The sequence below is a fragment of the Candidatus Dorea massiliensis AP6 genome (genome assembly GCF_964245105.1).
Taxonomy (GTDB): Bacteria; Bacillota; Clostridia; order Lachnospirales; family Lachnospiraceae; genus Laedolimicola; species Laedolimicola intestinihominis.
Map to the genome: position 1 here is coordinate 23,121 of NZ_CAXTKW010000012.1, position 15,580 is coordinate 38,700.

The window sequence follows — 15,580 nt, forward strand, 5'->3', positions numbered from 1 at the left end:
AATTATGGAATACGCAGTTGCTACACTGAAGAAGGGCGAAGGACGCGCGCTGAAGGCGGGCGGAGCCTGGATTTATGATAATGAAATCGAGTCTGTTATGGGTCATTTTGAGGATGGGGATCTGGTTCTCGTCCGGGATTTCGACGGCTACGGGCTGGGAAAGGGCTTTATTAACCGTCATTCCAAGATTCGGATCCGTATGATGACGAGGAATCCGGAGCAGGAGATTGACCGGGAATTTTTACACAACCGTGTAAAAGCGGCCTGGGAGTATCGGAAGAAGACGGTGGACACTTCCAGCTGCCGTGTGATTTTCGGCGAGGCGGACTGGATTCCGGGTATGGTGGTGGACAAGTTCTCGGATGTGCTGGTGGTACAGGCACTGGCGCTGGGTATCGATGGGATGAAAGAGACGATTATTGAAGAACTGAAGAGTGTTCTGAAAGAGGATGGCGTCTCTATCCGCGGCGTCTATGAGCGAAGTGACGCTAAGGAGCGGGAAAAAGAGGGCATGGAGCGTGTCAAAGGCTTCATCGGCGAACCCTTTGATACCAATGTGGAAATCGTGGAAAACGGTGTCCGCTATCTGGTGGATGTGAAGGACGGTCAGAAGACCGGATTTTTCCTGGATCAGAAGTATAACCGTCTGGCTATTCAGAAGCTCTGTAAGGGTGCCCGGGTGCTGGACTGCTTTACCCATACAGGTTCCTTTGCCCTGAACGCGGGACTGGCCGGAGCCAAAGAGGTCATCGGCGTGGACGCGTCGGAGCTTGGCGTACATCAGGCGGAGCTGAATGCGAAGCTGAACGGTCTGGAGAACACGGTGCGTTTTGAATGCGCGGATGTGTTTGACCTGCTGCCGGATCTGGAGAAGAAGGGCGAGAAGTTCGACGTGGTAATTCTCGATCCGCCGGCCTTTACCAAATCCCGCAATTCCATCAAGAACGCCACTAAGGGTTACCGGGAAATCAATATGCGCGGCCTGAAGCTGGTAAAGGACGGAGGCTTTCTGGCCACCTGCTCCTGCTCCCATTTCATGAGCTACGAGCTGTTTACCCAGACCATCGCCCAGGCGGCAAAGAGCGTCCACAAACGGATTCGCCAGGTAGAATACCGGACCCAGGCTCCGGATCATCCGATTCTCTGGGCAGCGGACGAGTCTTATTACCTGAAATTTTATATCTTCCAGGTTTGTGAGGAAAAATAGGGATGCAGCTACCGGAATTATTTGAAGAAAAAATGAAAGGTCTTCTGGGAGCAGAATATGAGGACTTCCTGGCAGGCTATGAAAAGGAACGGCATCAGGCCCTCCGGGTGAATCCGGCGAAGATTTCCGCAGAAGAGTTTGCGCGGATCAGCCCCTTTACGCTGGAACCTGTGCCCTGGGCGAAAAATGGCTTTTATTATGGAACGGAGGATCGGCCCGGCAGGCATCCCTGGCATGAGGCAGGCGTCTACTATATCCAGGAGCCCAGCGCCATGTCCGTGGCGGAACTGGCAGGCGTACAGCCGGTCGATCGGGTGCTGGATCTCTGCGCGGCTCCCGGCGGAAAAAGCACCCAGCTGGCGGCGGCCATGGAAGGAAGGGGACTTCTGATATCCAATGAGATTCATCCGGCCCGGGCAAAGATTCTCTCTTCCAATATCGAACGGATGGGAATTTTGAACGCAGTGGTGACAAATGAAGCACCGGAGCGTCTTGCACCTCATTTTCCGGCGTTCTTTGACCGGATTGTGGTGGATGCGCCCTGCTCCGGCGAGGGTATGTTCCGAAAAGAGGAGCAGGCTGTCAGCCAGTGGAGTCAGGATAATGTGGATCTCTGCGCAAAACGGCAGCAGGACATTCTCGAAGAGGCTGCGAAGATGTTGCGGTCCGGCGGGGTGTTAGTCTATTCTACCTGCACCTTCGCACCGGAGGAGGACGAGGAGAGCATAGTGCGCTTTCTTCTGAAGCATCCGGAGTTCTCGGTGAAAAAGACCGAGGCTTATGAAGGCTTTGCCCCGGGCAGACCGGAGTGGGTGAAGCTGACGGATGAGGAGAAGGAAAGTGTCAGTGTGGAGCGGTTGGAAGCAGTTCTGGCGTCTGTGAAGGATACCTTCCGGCTGTGGCCCCATAAGCTGAACGGGGAAGGGCATTACGCGGCGGTGCTTGAAAAGGCAGACGGAAACCAGGGAGAAGAGTTAAGCACCCTTCGAATCGAAAAAACGGAGCGGAAAAATCGAAAAAACGGAAAGAGCTCCGGCAAATCCGGCGTCGTGTCCGCGGAAGCGGAAGCCTGGAAGCTCTACAGGGAATTTGCCGCAGATATGCTGGTTCACGGTCACGAGGGTATCCCCATGCTCTATGGAGAACAGCTGTACCTGCTGCCCTGTGAGCTGAACCTGGAGGGCCTTAGGGTCCTGCGCCCCGGTCTTCATCTGGGGACGGTTAAAAAGAACCGTTTTGAACCGGCCCACGCCCTGGCTCTGGCATTGAAAGCGGAGGACGTAAAGCGCAGCGTCTCCTACGGGTCAGATTCCCGGGAAATCAGGGCCTGGCTGTCCGGCGAGAGCCTGGAGGGAGCTGACGGCAGGGGATGGACGCTGGTACAGACCGACGGCTTCTCCCTTGGCTGGGGCAAGCAGGCAGGCGGCATTCTGAAAAATCATTACCCCAAGGGGCTTCGGAAACAATAACAAATATTTTTTGTGCAAATATAACACAAATACAAAATAAAACCACCATTTACATTGACAAAAGTGACAAAAAGTGGCACAATAAAAACAAGGCAGAGCCCAGACATAAAACGCAGCTCAGAAGCGGAACTGCCGGATTATCAAAACTTTCGTGGGGAGGCTTTTCTTATGAATGATTATGAACTGATCCGAAATATTCTGGACAAAAGCAGGTATACGGTAGCCATGTGCGGCACGGATATGATGAAGGAATCCGGTATGCCAAGCTTAAGAGCTCCTGAGATTGCCTATCAGGTGGAGCAGGAGTTTGGTTATTCGCCGGAGGAGATTTTTTCTTCGATATTTTACGTGAACCGCCCGGAGACCTTTTTTAAATACTATCGGGAATGGATGCTGAAGCCCCATCTGGAACCGAGCGCCGGTTTTTACGCACTGGCGGAGCTGGAGCGGCGGGGAAAGCTTCAGTGCAGCATCGCCAATAATGTGCATAACCTGCCGGGCCGGGCGGGCTGTCAGAAGGTACTGAATCTGCATGGAACCATTTACGATAATGAGTGTCCCAGATGTGGCAGAAAGTATTCGATGGAGTATATACGTGACGCGAAGCGGGTTCCTCTGTGTGAGGACTGCATGGCGGTGATTCGCCCGAAGGTACTGCTCTTTGGGGAACAGGTGGACAACCGGATGATGACCGCGGCTGCGGAGGAGATCGCGAAGGCGGATGTACTGCTGCTTCTTGGTACCTCGATTGGCTCGGGGCTTTGCGAGCGGTATGTGAAATATTTTGAAGGCGAGACCCTGATTATCATTAACGCGGCGGAGCATTTTACCGACGCGAAGGCGGATATTGTGCTGCGGGAAGAGGTAAAGACGGCACTGCCGAAGATTGTGCTGTGAAACATCGGCAGGGAGCTGACAGTGGCGGTCCTGAAAGAGGACGGAGCGGGCTTAAGCTTAGGTGACTGACTGGAGGACAAACATATGAAAGCACTGGAAGAAAAGATATTGCAGGAAGGCGAAGTCGTTGACGGGGACATCCTGAAGGTAGACGGCTTTGTAAACCATCAGGTGGACGCACTGATGATGGAAGAAATTGGAAAAGACATGGCGGAGCATTTTAAGGGACAGGGCATCACCAAGGTGTTCACCATTGAATCCTCGGGGATTGCGCCGGCCTTATTTACAGCGAAGGAGCTTGGGGTTCCGCTGGTGATTCTGAAGAAGCAGCAGACCGCGGACAGCCTGAAGACCGAGGTGTGGCAGACTGAGGTAGTATCTTATACGAAGGATACCTCTTACCGTCTGACATTGGCGAAGAACTATATTTCCGATGAGGATCATGTGCTGATCGTTGATGATTTTCTGGCCAATGGCGAGGCAGCCACCGGAGCCATCCGTCTGATCCGCAAGGCCCATGCCACCGTGGCCGGTCTTGGCGTGCTTATCGAGAAGGCATTTCAGCCGGGACGTGAGAAACTGGAGAGTCAGGGTATCCATGTATACGCCCAGGCAAGCATCAAGGCTTTCGAGAACGGGAAAGTGGTATTTTAGATGAAAAAGGACAGAACAGGCGCGGACGCAGCAGTCCGCGCCTTTGAAAAGAGCGATATTTCCCAGGTTCTGATTACCATCGGCGGAATGTTGATTTACGCCATCGGTATCAATAATTTTATCGTCCCGGCAGGCCTGTACAGCGGCGGCGTCATGGGTATCAGCCAGATTATCCGTACCATTCTGGTGCAGTACGCGCACTTGAATTTCGGCGGAACAGATATTGCGGGTATCATCAGTTTGATTTTGAATCTGCCGCTTTTTGTGCTGGCTTATATGTCGGTGGGACGGCATTTTTTCTGGAAAACGGTTATCTGCGTCGTGAGCCAGTCTCTGTTCCTGACACTGATTCCGATTCCTGCCAGTCCCATTGTGGAGGATACGATTACGGCGACCCTGATTGGCGGTATTATCGTGGGAGCCGGAATCGGTGTTTCCCTTCAGAGTGGTGGCTGCAGCGGCGGAATTGATATCCTGGGCATGTATTTTACAAAGAAGTACAATGGTTTTAGCGTGGGAAAGCTGAATTTGGTTATCAATCTGCTGATTTACGCGTCCTGTGCCCTGCTGTTTGATATTAAGGTCGTAATTTACTGTATTATCTACGCGGCGGTCAACACGCTGATGGTGGATAAGACTCACACCCAGAATATCCGGACGGCGGTGATTATCATTACCAAGGAAGATCCGGATAAAATCAAGCATTATATCATGGACGAGCTGGCCAGGGGCGTCACTCACTGGGATGCAATCGCAGGTTATACGGACGAAAGGTCCCATATCCTTTTTACGGTCATGTCCAAGCATGAGCTGTCCATGCTGAAGCAGGAAATGAAATACATCGACCCGAAGGCCTTCGTGGTCAGCAAGGATAATGTGGGAATTGATGGAAGATTCGCGAAACATCTGTAAAATAAGATGATTTGGCCCCGAGGCATGCGCTTCGGGGCCTTTTTACGCGGAGCCTGCACAGAATCCGGGAAATGGCGTAAGCTATAGAAGGAGCGTATTCCGGAATATTTTTTATAAGGAAAAAGCCTGTACCCGGATTGGGGGTGCAGGCTTTTTGCGCGGTGATCTACTGCGCCTTATTTACGAAGGATTCGCAGTCGGTACACTCGATTTTGGTCGGATTGGATTCATGGGTACCGATTTGAATCTTATTCAGTGTGCAGTAATTTTCGCCCTGGGCGTGATGAGTGCAGTTGTTGACAGTACATCCGATGGCTTCGTTCTTGTTGGTCATCATAAAATTCCTCCTTTATGGCGCGGCGAACCGCATTTGCTTGCGTTACAGAAGTAGTGTGTATCGGCAGGCGGATTTTATGTGTGAGAAAAAATGGAAAATAACTCCAGCGTCTGTAAATGAAAGCACACAAAAACCTCCTGCCGGAGTTGCGGGCCGTCAGGAGATTTCTGTTGCTTTATACTATTGAAGAAGGAGAGTAACAATTGAAAGTGATTGCTACTTAGAGATATATGATAAAGGGAATTACCCATTGTTTTTAGTCGGGACCGGTCGGCACCGAAGCAGCGCCGGCAGCCCCATTTTGTATTTGGTTCTATGAATAGCATTCGCATGTTTCTGCTTTGCTTCATTTGATAGTATTATCATACACAAAGGTTGTGTCCAAGTTGTGTCCGCACTCTTAACAAAAAATTGGGATTTTCTAAAAAATATATAAAATGGAAAATTGTTTTGGGGAAATGGATATGCTATACTGAGACTATTACGAAGCGAAAAGGAGTAACGCTATGTCGTTTATCAGTGTCTTTGACGTGCTGGGTCCGAATATGATCGGCCCGTCCAGCTCCCACACGGCGGGAGCGGCCAGAATCGCCTATCTGGCTCAGAAAATGATTGCCGGGCCTCTGGCCCGGGTGGAATTTATCCTTTACGGTTCCTTTGCCCGCACCTATCGGGGGCATGGTACAGATCGGGCGCTGCTGGGCGGCATCATGGGCTTTGATACCGACGACGAGCGGATACGTGATTCCTTTTCCATCGCGCAGGAGCGGGGCATTGATTTCTCCTTTACCCCGAACGGGGAGGAAACGGAGGTGCACCCGAATACGGTGGACATCCGGATGGAAAATGAGGCCGGTCAGAAGCTGACCGTGCGGGGCGAATCTCTGGGCGGCGGCAAGGCGCGCATCTGCCGGATCAATCAGGTGGAGGTGGATTTCACCGGCGAGTACAGCGCAGCCATTGTAATTCATCAGGACCGGCTGGGCGTTGCGGCTCACGTTACCAGTGTACTCAGCCGTCACGGCGTGAATATCGCCTTTATGCGGTTGTTCCGGGAGGGAAAGGGCGATATCGCCTACACCATCGTGGAGTCCGACGGGCGGCTTCCGGAGGCAGTCGCCGGGGAGCTGCGGGAAAATGAGAACGTGCATGAAGTGATGATTGTGCAGCCCTAGCAAAATGCTGGCTTATGTGGCAGCGTCAGAGCCCGATTTGCGGAAGCCAATCTGAAAAATGGTGTGAATCGTGATACTATGAGGAGTTAGAAACATGGATTTTAAGAACGCGAAGGAATTGCTGGCATTATGTGAAGAAAGGAAGCTTTGCATCTCGGACGTAATGCGCAGGCGTGAGATAGAAGAAGGTGAAATCACCGGCGAGATCTGTGACGCCCGGATGAAGAAGGCCTACGAAATCATGCGGGAATCAGCCCGCGGCCCCATAAAAAAGCCCGGACGCTCCATGGGCGGTCTGCTGGGCGGCGAGGCGAAGATGCTTTCCGACTGGCAGCAGGGCGGCGGAAGAAGTCTCTGTGGTCCGGTTCTCGGAAAAGCCATTGCCTATGCCATGGCTGTTCTGGAGACCAACGCTTCTATGGGACTGATCGTGGCGGCGCCTACGGCGGGCTCCTCCGGTATTGTGCCGGGCGTCCTGCTGGCGCTGGAGGAGCAGGTTCATTTTACAGAAGCAGAGATGATACAGGCTCTCTACAACGCCGGGGCAGTGGGCTATCTGGCCATGCGGAACGCCACCGTGGCAGGCGCTGTGGGCGGCTGTCAGGCCGAGGTGGGCGTAGCCTCTGCAATGGCGGCGTCGGCTGCCGTGGAGCTGCTGGGCGGCTCCCCAAAGGCCTGTCTGGACGCGGCTTCCACAGTACTTATGAACTTGCTGGGTCTGGTCTGCGATCCGGTGGGCGGTCTTGTGGAATACCCATGCCAGAATCGGAATGCGGCAGGAGTCGCTGTTGCCCTGACCTCAGCCGAGATGGCGCTGGCCGGCGTACCGCAGCTGATTCCGCTGGACGAAATGATTGCAGTCATGTATAACGTAGGCAGACGCATCCCGGCAGAGCTGCGTGAGACGGCCCTCGGCGGCTGCGCTGCCGCGCCGTCGGCCTGTGAAGCCTGCGGAAAGTGTTGATGTTTTAAAATTACCCCTTTACAAATATTTCATTTTCAAGTATAATATCAGTTGCTGACACAGCAAGCTGGAATAGCTCAGTCGGTAGAGCACTTCACTCGTAATGAAGGGGTCGTGAGTTCGAGTCTCATTTCCAGCTTTCAGATGAAATCCCTGAAAACGTTGATTTTCAGGGATTTCTTATTATAGTTATAATCGATAAGGCAGCAGGCCGCCAGAGCCTTTACTTTATGGGAATAATCCAGTATAATCAAAAAAAGAGTGAAGGAGGTATCTTTACTGAAAGAAGAAAACTATACCATAGCTGATATTTATGCACTGCCGGAGGGCGAGCGTGCGGAGCTGATAGATGGAAAAATGTATATGATGGCACCACCCAGTACTACACATCAGCTTTTGATGAACAGTATAAATATTGAAATTGGAAGTTACATTAAAAGCAAAGGTGGAAAATGCAAAGTAATTCCTGCGCCTTTTGCGGTATTCCTTAAAGATGAAAAAGACAAGGACAGTTATGTAGAACCTGATATTTCGGTAGTCTGCGATTCCTCAAAGTTGGATGATAAAGGCTGTCATGGAGCGCCTGACTGGGTGATTGAGATTGTTTCGCCATCCAGTAAGAAGATGGACTATAGTAAAAAGCAGGCTCTGTACTGTGATGCTGGTGTGCGAGAATACTGGATTGTCGATCCTGCAAGGAAAGTAACGGTGATTTATCGGTCAGAAGAGGATTGGGTGCCTGTTTTCCATAAGTTTGGTGAAAAATTACGGGCTGAAATCTATGACGATCTGGAAATTGTAGTGGAATAGTAGTGGATATACAATATATAGAATAAAATGTCTGTTGAATTTTAATAGAATTATTCAATTTAAGAAAAGCCCTGAACCGCAATGGCTCAGGACTTTTTTGCTAGGAAGTATCCGTAAGGAGCTGCCGGTGGCAACTCTTGTAGGTCGGGCAATTACTTCAGATCCAGCTCCACCGGGCAGTGATCCGAACCGAAGATCTCTGTATGAATCGAAGCGTCTTCCAGCCGGTCCTTCAAGCGTTCGGATACGATAAAATAATCAATGCGCCACCCGGCGTTCTTCTCGCGGGCGCGGAAGCGGTAGGACCACCAGGAATAGATGCCCACGGCGTCCGGATAGAAGTACCGGAAGGTATCCACGAAGCCGGAAGTGAGAACCGTTGTCATTTTGGAGCGTTCCTCGTCTGTAAATCCGGCATTTTTCCGGTTGGTTTTCGGGTTTTTCAGGTCGATTTCCTGATGGGCCACATTTAGATCGCCGCAGTAGATGACAGGCTTTTTTTCATCCAGGCTCTTGATATAGGCGAGAAAATCATCTTCCCACTGCATCCGGTAATCCAGGCGCTTCAGGCCGTCCTGGGAGTTGGGGGTATAGACAGTCACCAGATAATAGTCCTCAAATTCCAGGGTAATGACCCGTCCTTCGCGGTCATGTTCTTCAACGCCGATTCCGTAGGCGACGCTTAAGGGCTCTTTTCTGGTAAATACAGCCGTTCCGCTATAGCCCTTTTTCTCCGCGTAATTCCAGTACTGATGATAGCCGGGCAGATCGAGCGCAATCTGTCCCTCCTGAAGCTTGGTTTCCTGCAGACAGAAAATATCAGCGTTCAGCTTTTTGAAATCTTCCATAAAATTTTTCCCGACACAGGCCCGCAGACCGTTTACATTCCAGGAAATCAGTTTCATAGGTTCCTCCTTACAGAAAAGATTTGATCTTTTCTTGCATTTTACATATAATAGATATTATTATAGTGGTTCTGCGAAAGAAAGTAAAGAAGCGCAGCCGAAAGCATTATAAAGAAAAGATTTTTACAAGAGGAGAATATGTGTATGGAGAAGTTACTGGATCGGATTACCGCTGCGGTATCCGAAGCCTTTGTAAACTGCGGCTATGAGGCTGAGTACGGAAAGGTCACCATTTCCAATCGTCCGGATCTGTGCGAGTATCAGTGCAACGGAGCTATGGCAGGCGCAAAAAAGTATCACTGCGCACCCATTCAGATTGCCAATAAGGTGGCAGAGAGTTTGAAGGAGCAGGAGCTGTTTTCCGAGGTCAATGCGGTCAATCCGGGCTTTCTGAATCTGAAGCTGGCGCCTGCGTATGTGCAGGAGTATCTGCAGGCTATGGCAGATGATGAGCGCCTGGGCTGTGACAGAACAGAGAATCCGAAGACCATTATCATTGACTACGGTGGACCCAACGTGGCGAAGCCGCTGCATGTGGGACATCTCCGCTCTGCCATCATCGGTGAGAGCGTGAAGCGTCTGGGACGCTTCGTGGGCCACAACGTGACCGGAGATATCCATCTGGGTGACTGGGGTCTGCAGATGGGACTGATTATCACAGAGCTGAAGGAGCGCAAGCCGGATCTGGTATATTTTGATGAAAATTACACAGGTGAGTACCCGACCGAGGCACCCTTTACCATTTCCGAGCTGGAGGAGATCTATCCGGCAGCCAGTGCCCGGTCCAAGGAGGACGAGGCCTACAAGGAGCAGGCGATGCACGCCACCTATCTGGTGCAGCATGGCCACAGAGGCTATCAGGCTATCCTGCAGCACATCTTAAATGTGTCCGTGACCGACCTGAAGCGCAATTACGCGAACCTGAATGTAGAATTTGACCTGTGGAAGGGCGAGTCCGATGCCCAGCCCTACATCCCGGATATGGTGGAGAAGCTGAAGAAAGAGGGCTTCGCTTACGAGAGCGAGGGCGCGCTGGTGGTAGATGTCAAGGAAGACACCGATACCAAGGAGGTTCCGCCCTGCATGATTCTGAAGTCCGACGGAGCGTCCCTGTATACCACCACCGACCTGGCAACCCTGGTAGAGCGCCGGAAGCTCTTTGATCCGGACGAGGTTATCTATGTGGTGGATAAGCGTCAGGAGATGCATTTTATCCAGGTATTCCGTTGTGCCAAGAAGACAGGTCTGGTGAAGCCGGAGACGGATCTGGAATTCTTAGGCTTTGGTACCATGAACGGCAAGGACGGCAAGCCCTTTAAGACCCGTGAGGGCGGCGTTATGCGTTTGGAGTACCTGATTTCCGATATCAATGAGAAGATGTATCAGAAAATCGCGGAGAATCCAGAGATCTCTGAGGAGGAAGCAAGGGAGACTGCCAGAAAAATCGGTCTTTCCGCCATCAAGTACGGCGACCTGTCCAACCAGGCGTCCAAGGACTATGTCTTTGATATCGACCGCTTTACCTCCTTTGAAGGCAATACCGGACCCTATATCTTGTACACCATTGTGCGGATTAAGTCCATTCTGAACAAGTATCAGGCTCAGGGCGGCGATCTGACAAAGGGACGGATTCCGGCAGCAGAGAATGACAGCCAGAAGGCGCTGGAGCTGGTACTGGCCCGCTTCAATGGCGCACTGGAGAATGCCTTTGACGAGCTGGCGCCCCATAAGGTCTGCGCTTATATCTATGAACTGGCGAACGCCTTCAACAAGTTCTATCATGAGACGAAGATTCTTGGCGAAGAGGATGAAGAGAAGCGTGCAGGGCTGGTGGCTGTACTGCAGTTGACCAAGCGGGTGCTGGAGACCTGCATCGATGTGCTGGGCTTCGAAGCACCGGAGAGAATGTAAGATAAATAGGTAATGTGAGAGATCCGGGATTGAAACATGTGAACAGGTTCACAATTTCAATTCCGGATTTTTAACACATGGAGCTGTAAAAATATTCCAAATACAATACAAAAATTCGTGCGTTGCACAAGCGTGTTATCATGAAAAGTGTGAAGAGCAATATTTTATTAATTTTCAGGGGACTCTCATTCTATGTCATGTCCCTATGCACGCATTTATGCTAAGATAAAATCAGAAAACACAGCAGGAGGACTTCACCATGGAGCAGATCAAAACCGGAAAGTTTATCGCGGAACTGAGAAAGGGAAAGGGCATGACCCAGGAACAGCTTGGAGCGAGGCTTGGCGTTAATTCCCGCAGTGTCTCCCGCTGGGAAAATGGTCATGGGATGCCGGATATCTCACTGTTACTGGAACTGGCGGATGTGCTGGGAGTGACGGTGCAGGAGCTGCTGGAGGGAAGCAGGCGGGAAATGAAGATGCAGCCGGATGACAGCGGTTCAGCTGTGGATATGAAAGCAGAAGGCGGAAACGCCGGAGTCGTAACCTATGAGGGACTGCATACGGTGGTGCAGTATCTGAATCAGGAGCGGGCAGCCTGGAAGAAACAGATCGATTCCAGCCTGAAATTCAGTCTGCTCTGTGTAGGTATGGCAATGGTTTTGTATATAGTTTTCGAATTGTGGTTTGCGTATATGGGAAAAGCCGGAGTCGGTCTGAATGCAGGTGTGTCTTCTTTGTTGCTGATAGGTTTTATCTGCATCCTCCAGTGCCAGCGCATGAATAAAGATGAATACGAGTTCACTACGGAGCAGTTGGAAAGCCTGATGGAAAATCAGTGCCCGAAAATGCACACGGCTCAAGAGATGCTGTACTTTCTGAAAAGCCGCCAGCAGCCGGAGCCGGACGAGAGTAAGTGCGAGAAGATTCTGAAAGCCATTGAGGCAGAATTGAAGCCTGGCGAAGCCGTCGAACTGGTCACCCAGTACGGCGAATACACCCGAAACGCCCTCCCCATGATGTGGTACCCCATCATCGCCTTCACCGACCACCGCATGATCATCGGAGGTGAGCGTCAGAAGGGCATGATCCTGGTGGAATACGACACCGAAAGCTACGAAAAAGACGACATCCTTTCCAACCGTACCGAATGCGACGGCATCCAATGGGAAATGATCATCGGCACAAAGCAGGCGGAGCTGCGGTTTACCATCAAAAAGAAACGGCAGCAGCAGAAAGATAGTGACAAAACCTTGGAAAAATAGAAGGAAACAGGGTCGTAAAAAGTTTTCGAAAAGAGGAAAAAATGCCGTAGATTCTACAAAAGAATCCACGGCATTTTTTTGTTGGTGTAAAAGAATGATTGTTTAATCTGCCACCGCCATCTGCTTCACCTGCGCAAATGCCTTATTTACCGCCGGAATCGCCAGTACAATCAGTGTAATGGCCGCCTCGCAGCCCAGATAAGAGCCGTTGTAGGCCAGGGAATAAACCGGGGCGCTCATGCCGGTTCCTTCTGCGTACATGCCGAAGAAAATCAGGCCGGACAGGAAGGCAAAGAAGTAGCGGCCCAGGACGCCCACAATGTAGCCTTTGATGAGTCCGTTCTTTTTATTGCAGAAGATACCGGACAGTCCGAGCGCTCCGAAGGCCAGCAGGTAGTCGGTGATCATCTGGGGCAGGCTGATGATGTAGGGGTCAGAGATAAGCTGTAAGAGGCCGTAGGCCACGCCGGTCATGATGCCGGTGCGCAGGCCGTACCAGTAACCGATGCAGCAGATAAACAGCATGGAAAACAGGGTGACGGAGCCGCCCATGGGAGCCTCGAAAAGCTTCAGGAACGAAGTAATCATGGCCAGCGCCATGGCTGCCGCCGCGAAAACCAGATGCTTGGTTTTGAATCTGGTCTTGCCTCCGGTGACGTAGCAGGCCAGAATGAGAAGAAGCAGCATCAGAGCCACCAGGGCGCCATAGCCCAGGCCCGTCAGGTTATAGGTGGTACCGCCGTACTCGTCCACCAGCTTCGTAGCAAAAAGTGACATAAAAAAATCCTCCTTAGGTATGAAAAATTTCACAGGAGGGGATACAAAAGATGCTTCCTTACGCCGGTACTAACCGGTTCAAGTAATGAGGGTCAACACAGAAGTGTATTCTCAGCCTTTGGCTCCCCTAGCTGTCGCTATGTGATTAATTCCACTATAGGGTAATTGGGAAAGAAAGTCAAGAGAAAACATTTTGTGTTTTCGTGAGTAAATAGTGATGCTCAGGCGCGAAATTACGCGGAATGCGTAATTTCTGTGCATCGCGAAGCGTGTTGCTGTGAACGAAGTGAACAGTAACAGAAGATTTGACAGGGGCAAAGAAGGGGCTTATACTTGTAGAATATGAATCCATATGGAATAGAACCCTGGTAGCCAAAGGTGAAACAGGGTCAAAGTATAAGAAACGGAGAATTCTATGAACCGAGTACCGAACAATAAAAAAGTCATCTTTCTCTTAAGCGCCCTCTGCTGCCTTCTTCTGGTGTGCGTGAATATTTATCAGCAGAAAACCTGGCGGAGCATGGACCTGATTATTTTTATGGGCCAGAGCAACATGAGCGGCGCAGGCGGCGACGCAAGTGCCGCGCCAAAGCTTACCGAAGGAGCCGGTTACGAGTATCGCGCCGTGACCGACCCGGATACCCTGCATGTGCTGGAGGAGCCATTTGGGGAGAAGGAAAATCGCGGAGCCCTGGACGACACGGAGCTTCTGGAGCGCAAGGGCAGTCTGGTGACCTCCTTTGTAAACGCCTACTATGAGCAGACGAAGGTGCCGGTGGTGGCTGTATCCGCGTCCCGGGGCAGCTCTTCCCTGAACGGCTGGCTGACCAAAGGCCTGAAGGAGGAGACAGCCGATCGCCTGAACGCGGCGAAGGACTGCATGAAGAAAGAAAAAATTCATGTGTATCACACCTACATGGTCTGGTTCCAGGGCGAGGCCGATGCAAATCTGGAGACTACGGTCGATGAATACAAGGCGCAGCTTGCCGAACTGGTCTCCTACATGAAGGAGCAGGGCGTGGAAAAATGTTTTCTGATTCAGCTTGGTCCGGATCTGACTGACCCGGCGAAGCACCAGGCTGTGATGGACGCGCAGCTTGCGGCCTGTGAGGAAAATGAGAATCTGATCCTGGTGTCTACCCTTCCGGCGGAGCTGACTGACGCGGATCTGCGGGATGAACTGGGCATCCATTACAACCAGGAGGCTCTGAATCTCATCGGCGCGGACGCCGGAAAAAATGCGGGAGCGTATGTGAAAGAGCATGGATCAGAAAAATAGTCTTGGTAAAACCCTGTGGGAGCTGGCCATGCCGTTCCTGCTGTATGTGAGTCTGAATATGGCAATCCAGGCGGCATTGGAATTGTGCTTTTTCGAATTTTTTACAGCTCCGGAGCAAGCAGTCTGGGAGCTGGCTGCTGTTAATGCCATTGAAATTCCAATTTTTTACAGGATGTATCGTGAAGATCGCATTCGTGGGCAGGCGGATGGGCAGAAAACACGCAGCAGCGGAAAAACTGCCGCCTGGAAAAAGCAGCCCCGGATAAGTCGGCTGATTCTGGCGATCCTGGGTGCTCTGTTCCTGGGCCGCGGCTTCAACCTGTTGATTGGCCTAACGCCATTACCCACCCTGTTTCCGGGCTATGAGACGGCCAGCGACAGCCTGTATACGGGAAGTCTTCTGTCTCTGGTGGCGGCCAGTGTGGTGACGGCCCCGATCCTGGAAGAACTTCTGGTGCGGGGAATTCTCTATCGGAATCTGAAAAAGGTGTTGCAGAACCCTTATGCAGCTATTGTTTGCGCGTCCCTGCTCTTTGGTATTCTTCACGGTAATCTGGTGCAGGGGCTGTTCGCGTTCCTGATCGGTTTGTACCTGAATTGGGTTTACGAGGCGGAAGGTTCGCTTCCTCCGGCGATTCTGGCCCATGCGGCGGTTAATGGATCTACCATTTTCATGGAAATGAAACCAGAGTGGCAGAGTGTGCTTTACGGCAATCTGCCTTTGTATCTGACGGTGACGGCGGTATGTCTGCTGGCAGGATTTTGTATATGGAAGAAATTTACAGTCTAGCCAAGACAGAAAAAGCAGTTCCATTATGGGCTGCTTTTATTTTGCAGGTAATAAGCCAAAGCAGGTATTTGCATGAAAAAAAGATTGAAAAAAGTGAGAAGGAAATTGTTCGCACAGACCGCATTTTCATAAAAAAAAGAGAAAATATAGACACAATTCGTGCGGAAATTCAAAATTCACAAATAATCTGACAATAATAAAAAAATTCACTCTTTACATACGAAAAAAA

At 51.2% G+C, this 15,580-nt stretch carries 16 protein-coding genes, 1 tRNA gene and 1 riboswitch; of the genes, 14 read left to right on the forward strand and 3 right to left on the reverse strand.

The genetic code is table 11. The annotated features are described in order from the left end of the window. The first annotated feature begins 4 nt into the window (after positions 1 to 4). The 5 genes from ACESZP_RS12870 (at position 5) to ACESZP_RS12890 (ending at position 5,139) form a co-directional block, all read left to right on the forward strand. Positions 5 to 1,207 carry a class I SAM-dependent rRNA methyltransferase gene (locus ACESZP_RS12870; protein ID WP_499709180.1) on the forward strand — a complete coding sequence of 401 codons (1,203 nt, stop codon included), beginning with the start codon at positions 5 to 7 and terminating at the stop codon, positions 1,205 to 1,207. A 2-nt stretch (positions 1,208 to 1,209) separates the two neighbouring features. Continuing rightward, positions 1,210 to 2,676 (forward strand): RsmB/NOP family class I SAM-dependent RNA methyltransferase, encoded by a 1,467-nt coding sequence (locus ACESZP_RS12875; protein ID WP_499709181.1) that lies wholly within the window; start codon positions 1,210 to 1,212, stop codon positions 2,674 to 2,676. 168 nt (positions 2,677 to 2,844) lie between these two features. Continuing rightward, the gene (locus tag ACESZP_RS12880) at positions 2,845 to 3,573 is read left to right on the forward strand and encodes a Sir2 family NAD-dependent protein deacetylase (protein WP_178039188.1); all 729 of its coding nucleotides are present in this window, start codon (positions 2,845 to 2,847) and stop codon (positions 3,571 to 3,573) included. Between the two features lie 84 nt (positions 3,574 to 3,657). Then, positions 3,658 to 4,227, forward strand: coding sequence for a xanthine phosphoribosyltransferase (locus tag ACESZP_RS12885; RefSeq protein ID WP_499709182.1), 570 nt, complete (start codon positions 3,658 to 3,660; stop codon positions 4,225 to 4,227). Further along, positions 4,228 to 5,139 (forward strand): YitT family protein, encoded by a 912-nt coding sequence (locus tag ACESZP_RS12890; protein ID WP_499709183.1) that lies wholly within the window; start codon positions 4,228 to 4,230, stop codon positions 5,137 to 5,139. It begins immediately after the preceding gene. Between the two features lie 166 nt (positions 5,140 to 5,305). Here ACESZP_RS12890 and ACESZP_RS12895 read toward each other — a convergent pair whose 3' ends face one another. Further along, positions 5,306 to 5,476, reverse strand: a complete 171-nt coding sequence (locus tag ACESZP_RS12895; protein WP_178039191.1) for a DUF1540 domain-containing protein — start codon at positions 5,474 to 5,476, stop codon at positions 5,306 to 5,308. A gap of 506 nt (positions 5,477 to 5,982) precedes the next feature. Between ACESZP_RS12895 and sdaAB the strand changes: the two genes are divergently transcribed. The 4 genes from sdaAB (at position 5,983) to ACESZP_RS12915 (ending at position 8,425) form a co-directional block, all read left to right on the forward strand. Beyond that, positions 5,983 to 6,651 carry an L-serine ammonia-lyase, iron-sulfur-dependent subunit beta gene (sdaAB, locus tag ACESZP_RS12900; RefSeq protein ID WP_499709184.1) on the forward strand — a complete coding sequence of 223 codons (669 nt, stop codon included), beginning with the start codon at positions 5,983 to 5,985 and terminating at the stop codon, positions 6,649 to 6,651. A 94-nt stretch (positions 6,652 to 6,745) separates the two neighbouring features. Beyond that, positions 6,746 to 7,615 (forward strand): L-serine ammonia-lyase, iron-sulfur-dependent, subunit alpha, encoded by an 870-nt coding sequence (gene sdaAA, locus ACESZP_RS12905; protein ID WP_499709185.1) that lies wholly within the window; start codon positions 6,746 to 6,748, stop codon positions 7,613 to 7,615. Positions 7,616 to 7,681: 66 nt separating this feature from the next. Continuing rightward, a tRNA-Thr gene (locus tag ACESZP_RS12910) sits at positions 7,682 to 7,754 on the forward strand. 122 nt (positions 7,755 to 7,876) lie between these two features. Further along, positions 7,877 to 8,425, forward strand: a complete 549-nt coding sequence (locus ACESZP_RS12915) for a Uma2 family endonuclease (protein WP_499709186.1) — start codon at positions 7,877 to 7,879, stop codon at positions 8,423 to 8,425. Between the two features lie 152 nt (positions 8,426 to 8,577). Here ACESZP_RS12915 and ACESZP_RS12920 read toward each other — a convergent pair whose 3' ends face one another. Beyond that, on the reverse strand, positions 8,578 to 9,330 hold the full coding sequence (locus ACESZP_RS12920; protein ID WP_499709187.1) for an exodeoxyribonuclease III: 753 nt from the start codon (positions 9,328 to 9,330) through the stop codon (positions 8,578 to 8,580). Between the two features lie 144 nt (positions 9,331 to 9,474). Here ACESZP_RS12920 and argS point away from each other — a divergent pair, with 144 nt between their 5' ends. Next, the gene (gene argS / locus ACESZP_RS12925; RefSeq protein WP_349163392.1) at positions 9,475 to 11,241 is read left to right on the forward strand and encodes an arginine--tRNA ligase; all 1,767 of its coding nucleotides are present in this window, start codon (positions 9,475 to 9,477) and stop codon (positions 11,239 to 11,241) included. A gap of 259 nt (positions 11,242 to 11,500) precedes the next feature. Continuing rightward, on the forward strand, positions 11,501 to 12,505 hold the full coding sequence (locus ACESZP_RS12930; RefSeq protein ID WP_499709188.1) for a helix-turn-helix domain-containing protein: 1,005 nt from the start codon (positions 11,501 to 11,503) through the stop codon (positions 12,503 to 12,505). Between the two features lie 102 nt (positions 12,506 to 12,607). Here the strand turns inward: ACESZP_RS12930 and thiT are convergent, their stop codons facing one another. Next, a complete protein-coding gene (gene thiT, locus ACESZP_RS12935) occupies positions 12,608 to 13,282 on the reverse strand; it encodes an energy-coupled thiamine transporter ThiT (RefSeq protein ID WP_178037945.1) in 675 nt (224 codons plus the stop codon). A gap of 38 nt (positions 13,283 to 13,320) precedes the next feature. After that, positions 13,321 to 13,421, reverse strand: a riboswitch (TPP riboswitch). Between the two features lie 276 nt (positions 13,422 to 13,697). Between thiT and ACESZP_RS12940 the strand changes: the two genes are divergently transcribed. From ACESZP_RS12940 to ACESZP_RS12950, 3 genes are read left to right on the forward strand one after another with little or no spacing between them, the layout of a single operon-like run. Beyond that, positions 13,698 to 14,561: a sialate O-acetylesterase gene (locus ACESZP_RS12940; RefSeq protein ID WP_178037946.1), complete on the forward strand. Its 864-nt coding sequence runs from the start codon at positions 13,698 to 13,700 to the stop codon at positions 14,559 to 14,561. Next, positions 14,545 to 15,351: a CPBP family intramembrane glutamic endopeptidase gene (locus ACESZP_RS12945; protein ID WP_499709189.1), complete on the forward strand. Its 807-nt coding sequence runs from the start codon at positions 14,545 to 14,547 to the stop codon at positions 15,349 to 15,351. Before ACESZP_RS12940 ends, ACESZP_RS12945 begins: the two co-directional genes overlap by 17 nt. After that, complete coding sequence (locus ACESZP_RS12950) at positions 15,330 to 15,542, forward strand: hypothetical protein (protein ID WP_499709190.1); 213 nt, start codon at positions 15,330 to 15,332, stop codon at positions 15,540 to 15,542. The genes ACESZP_RS12945 and ACESZP_RS12950 overlap by 22 nt, the downstream gene beginning before the upstream one ends. Positions 15,543 to 15,580: the final 38 nt, after the last annotated feature.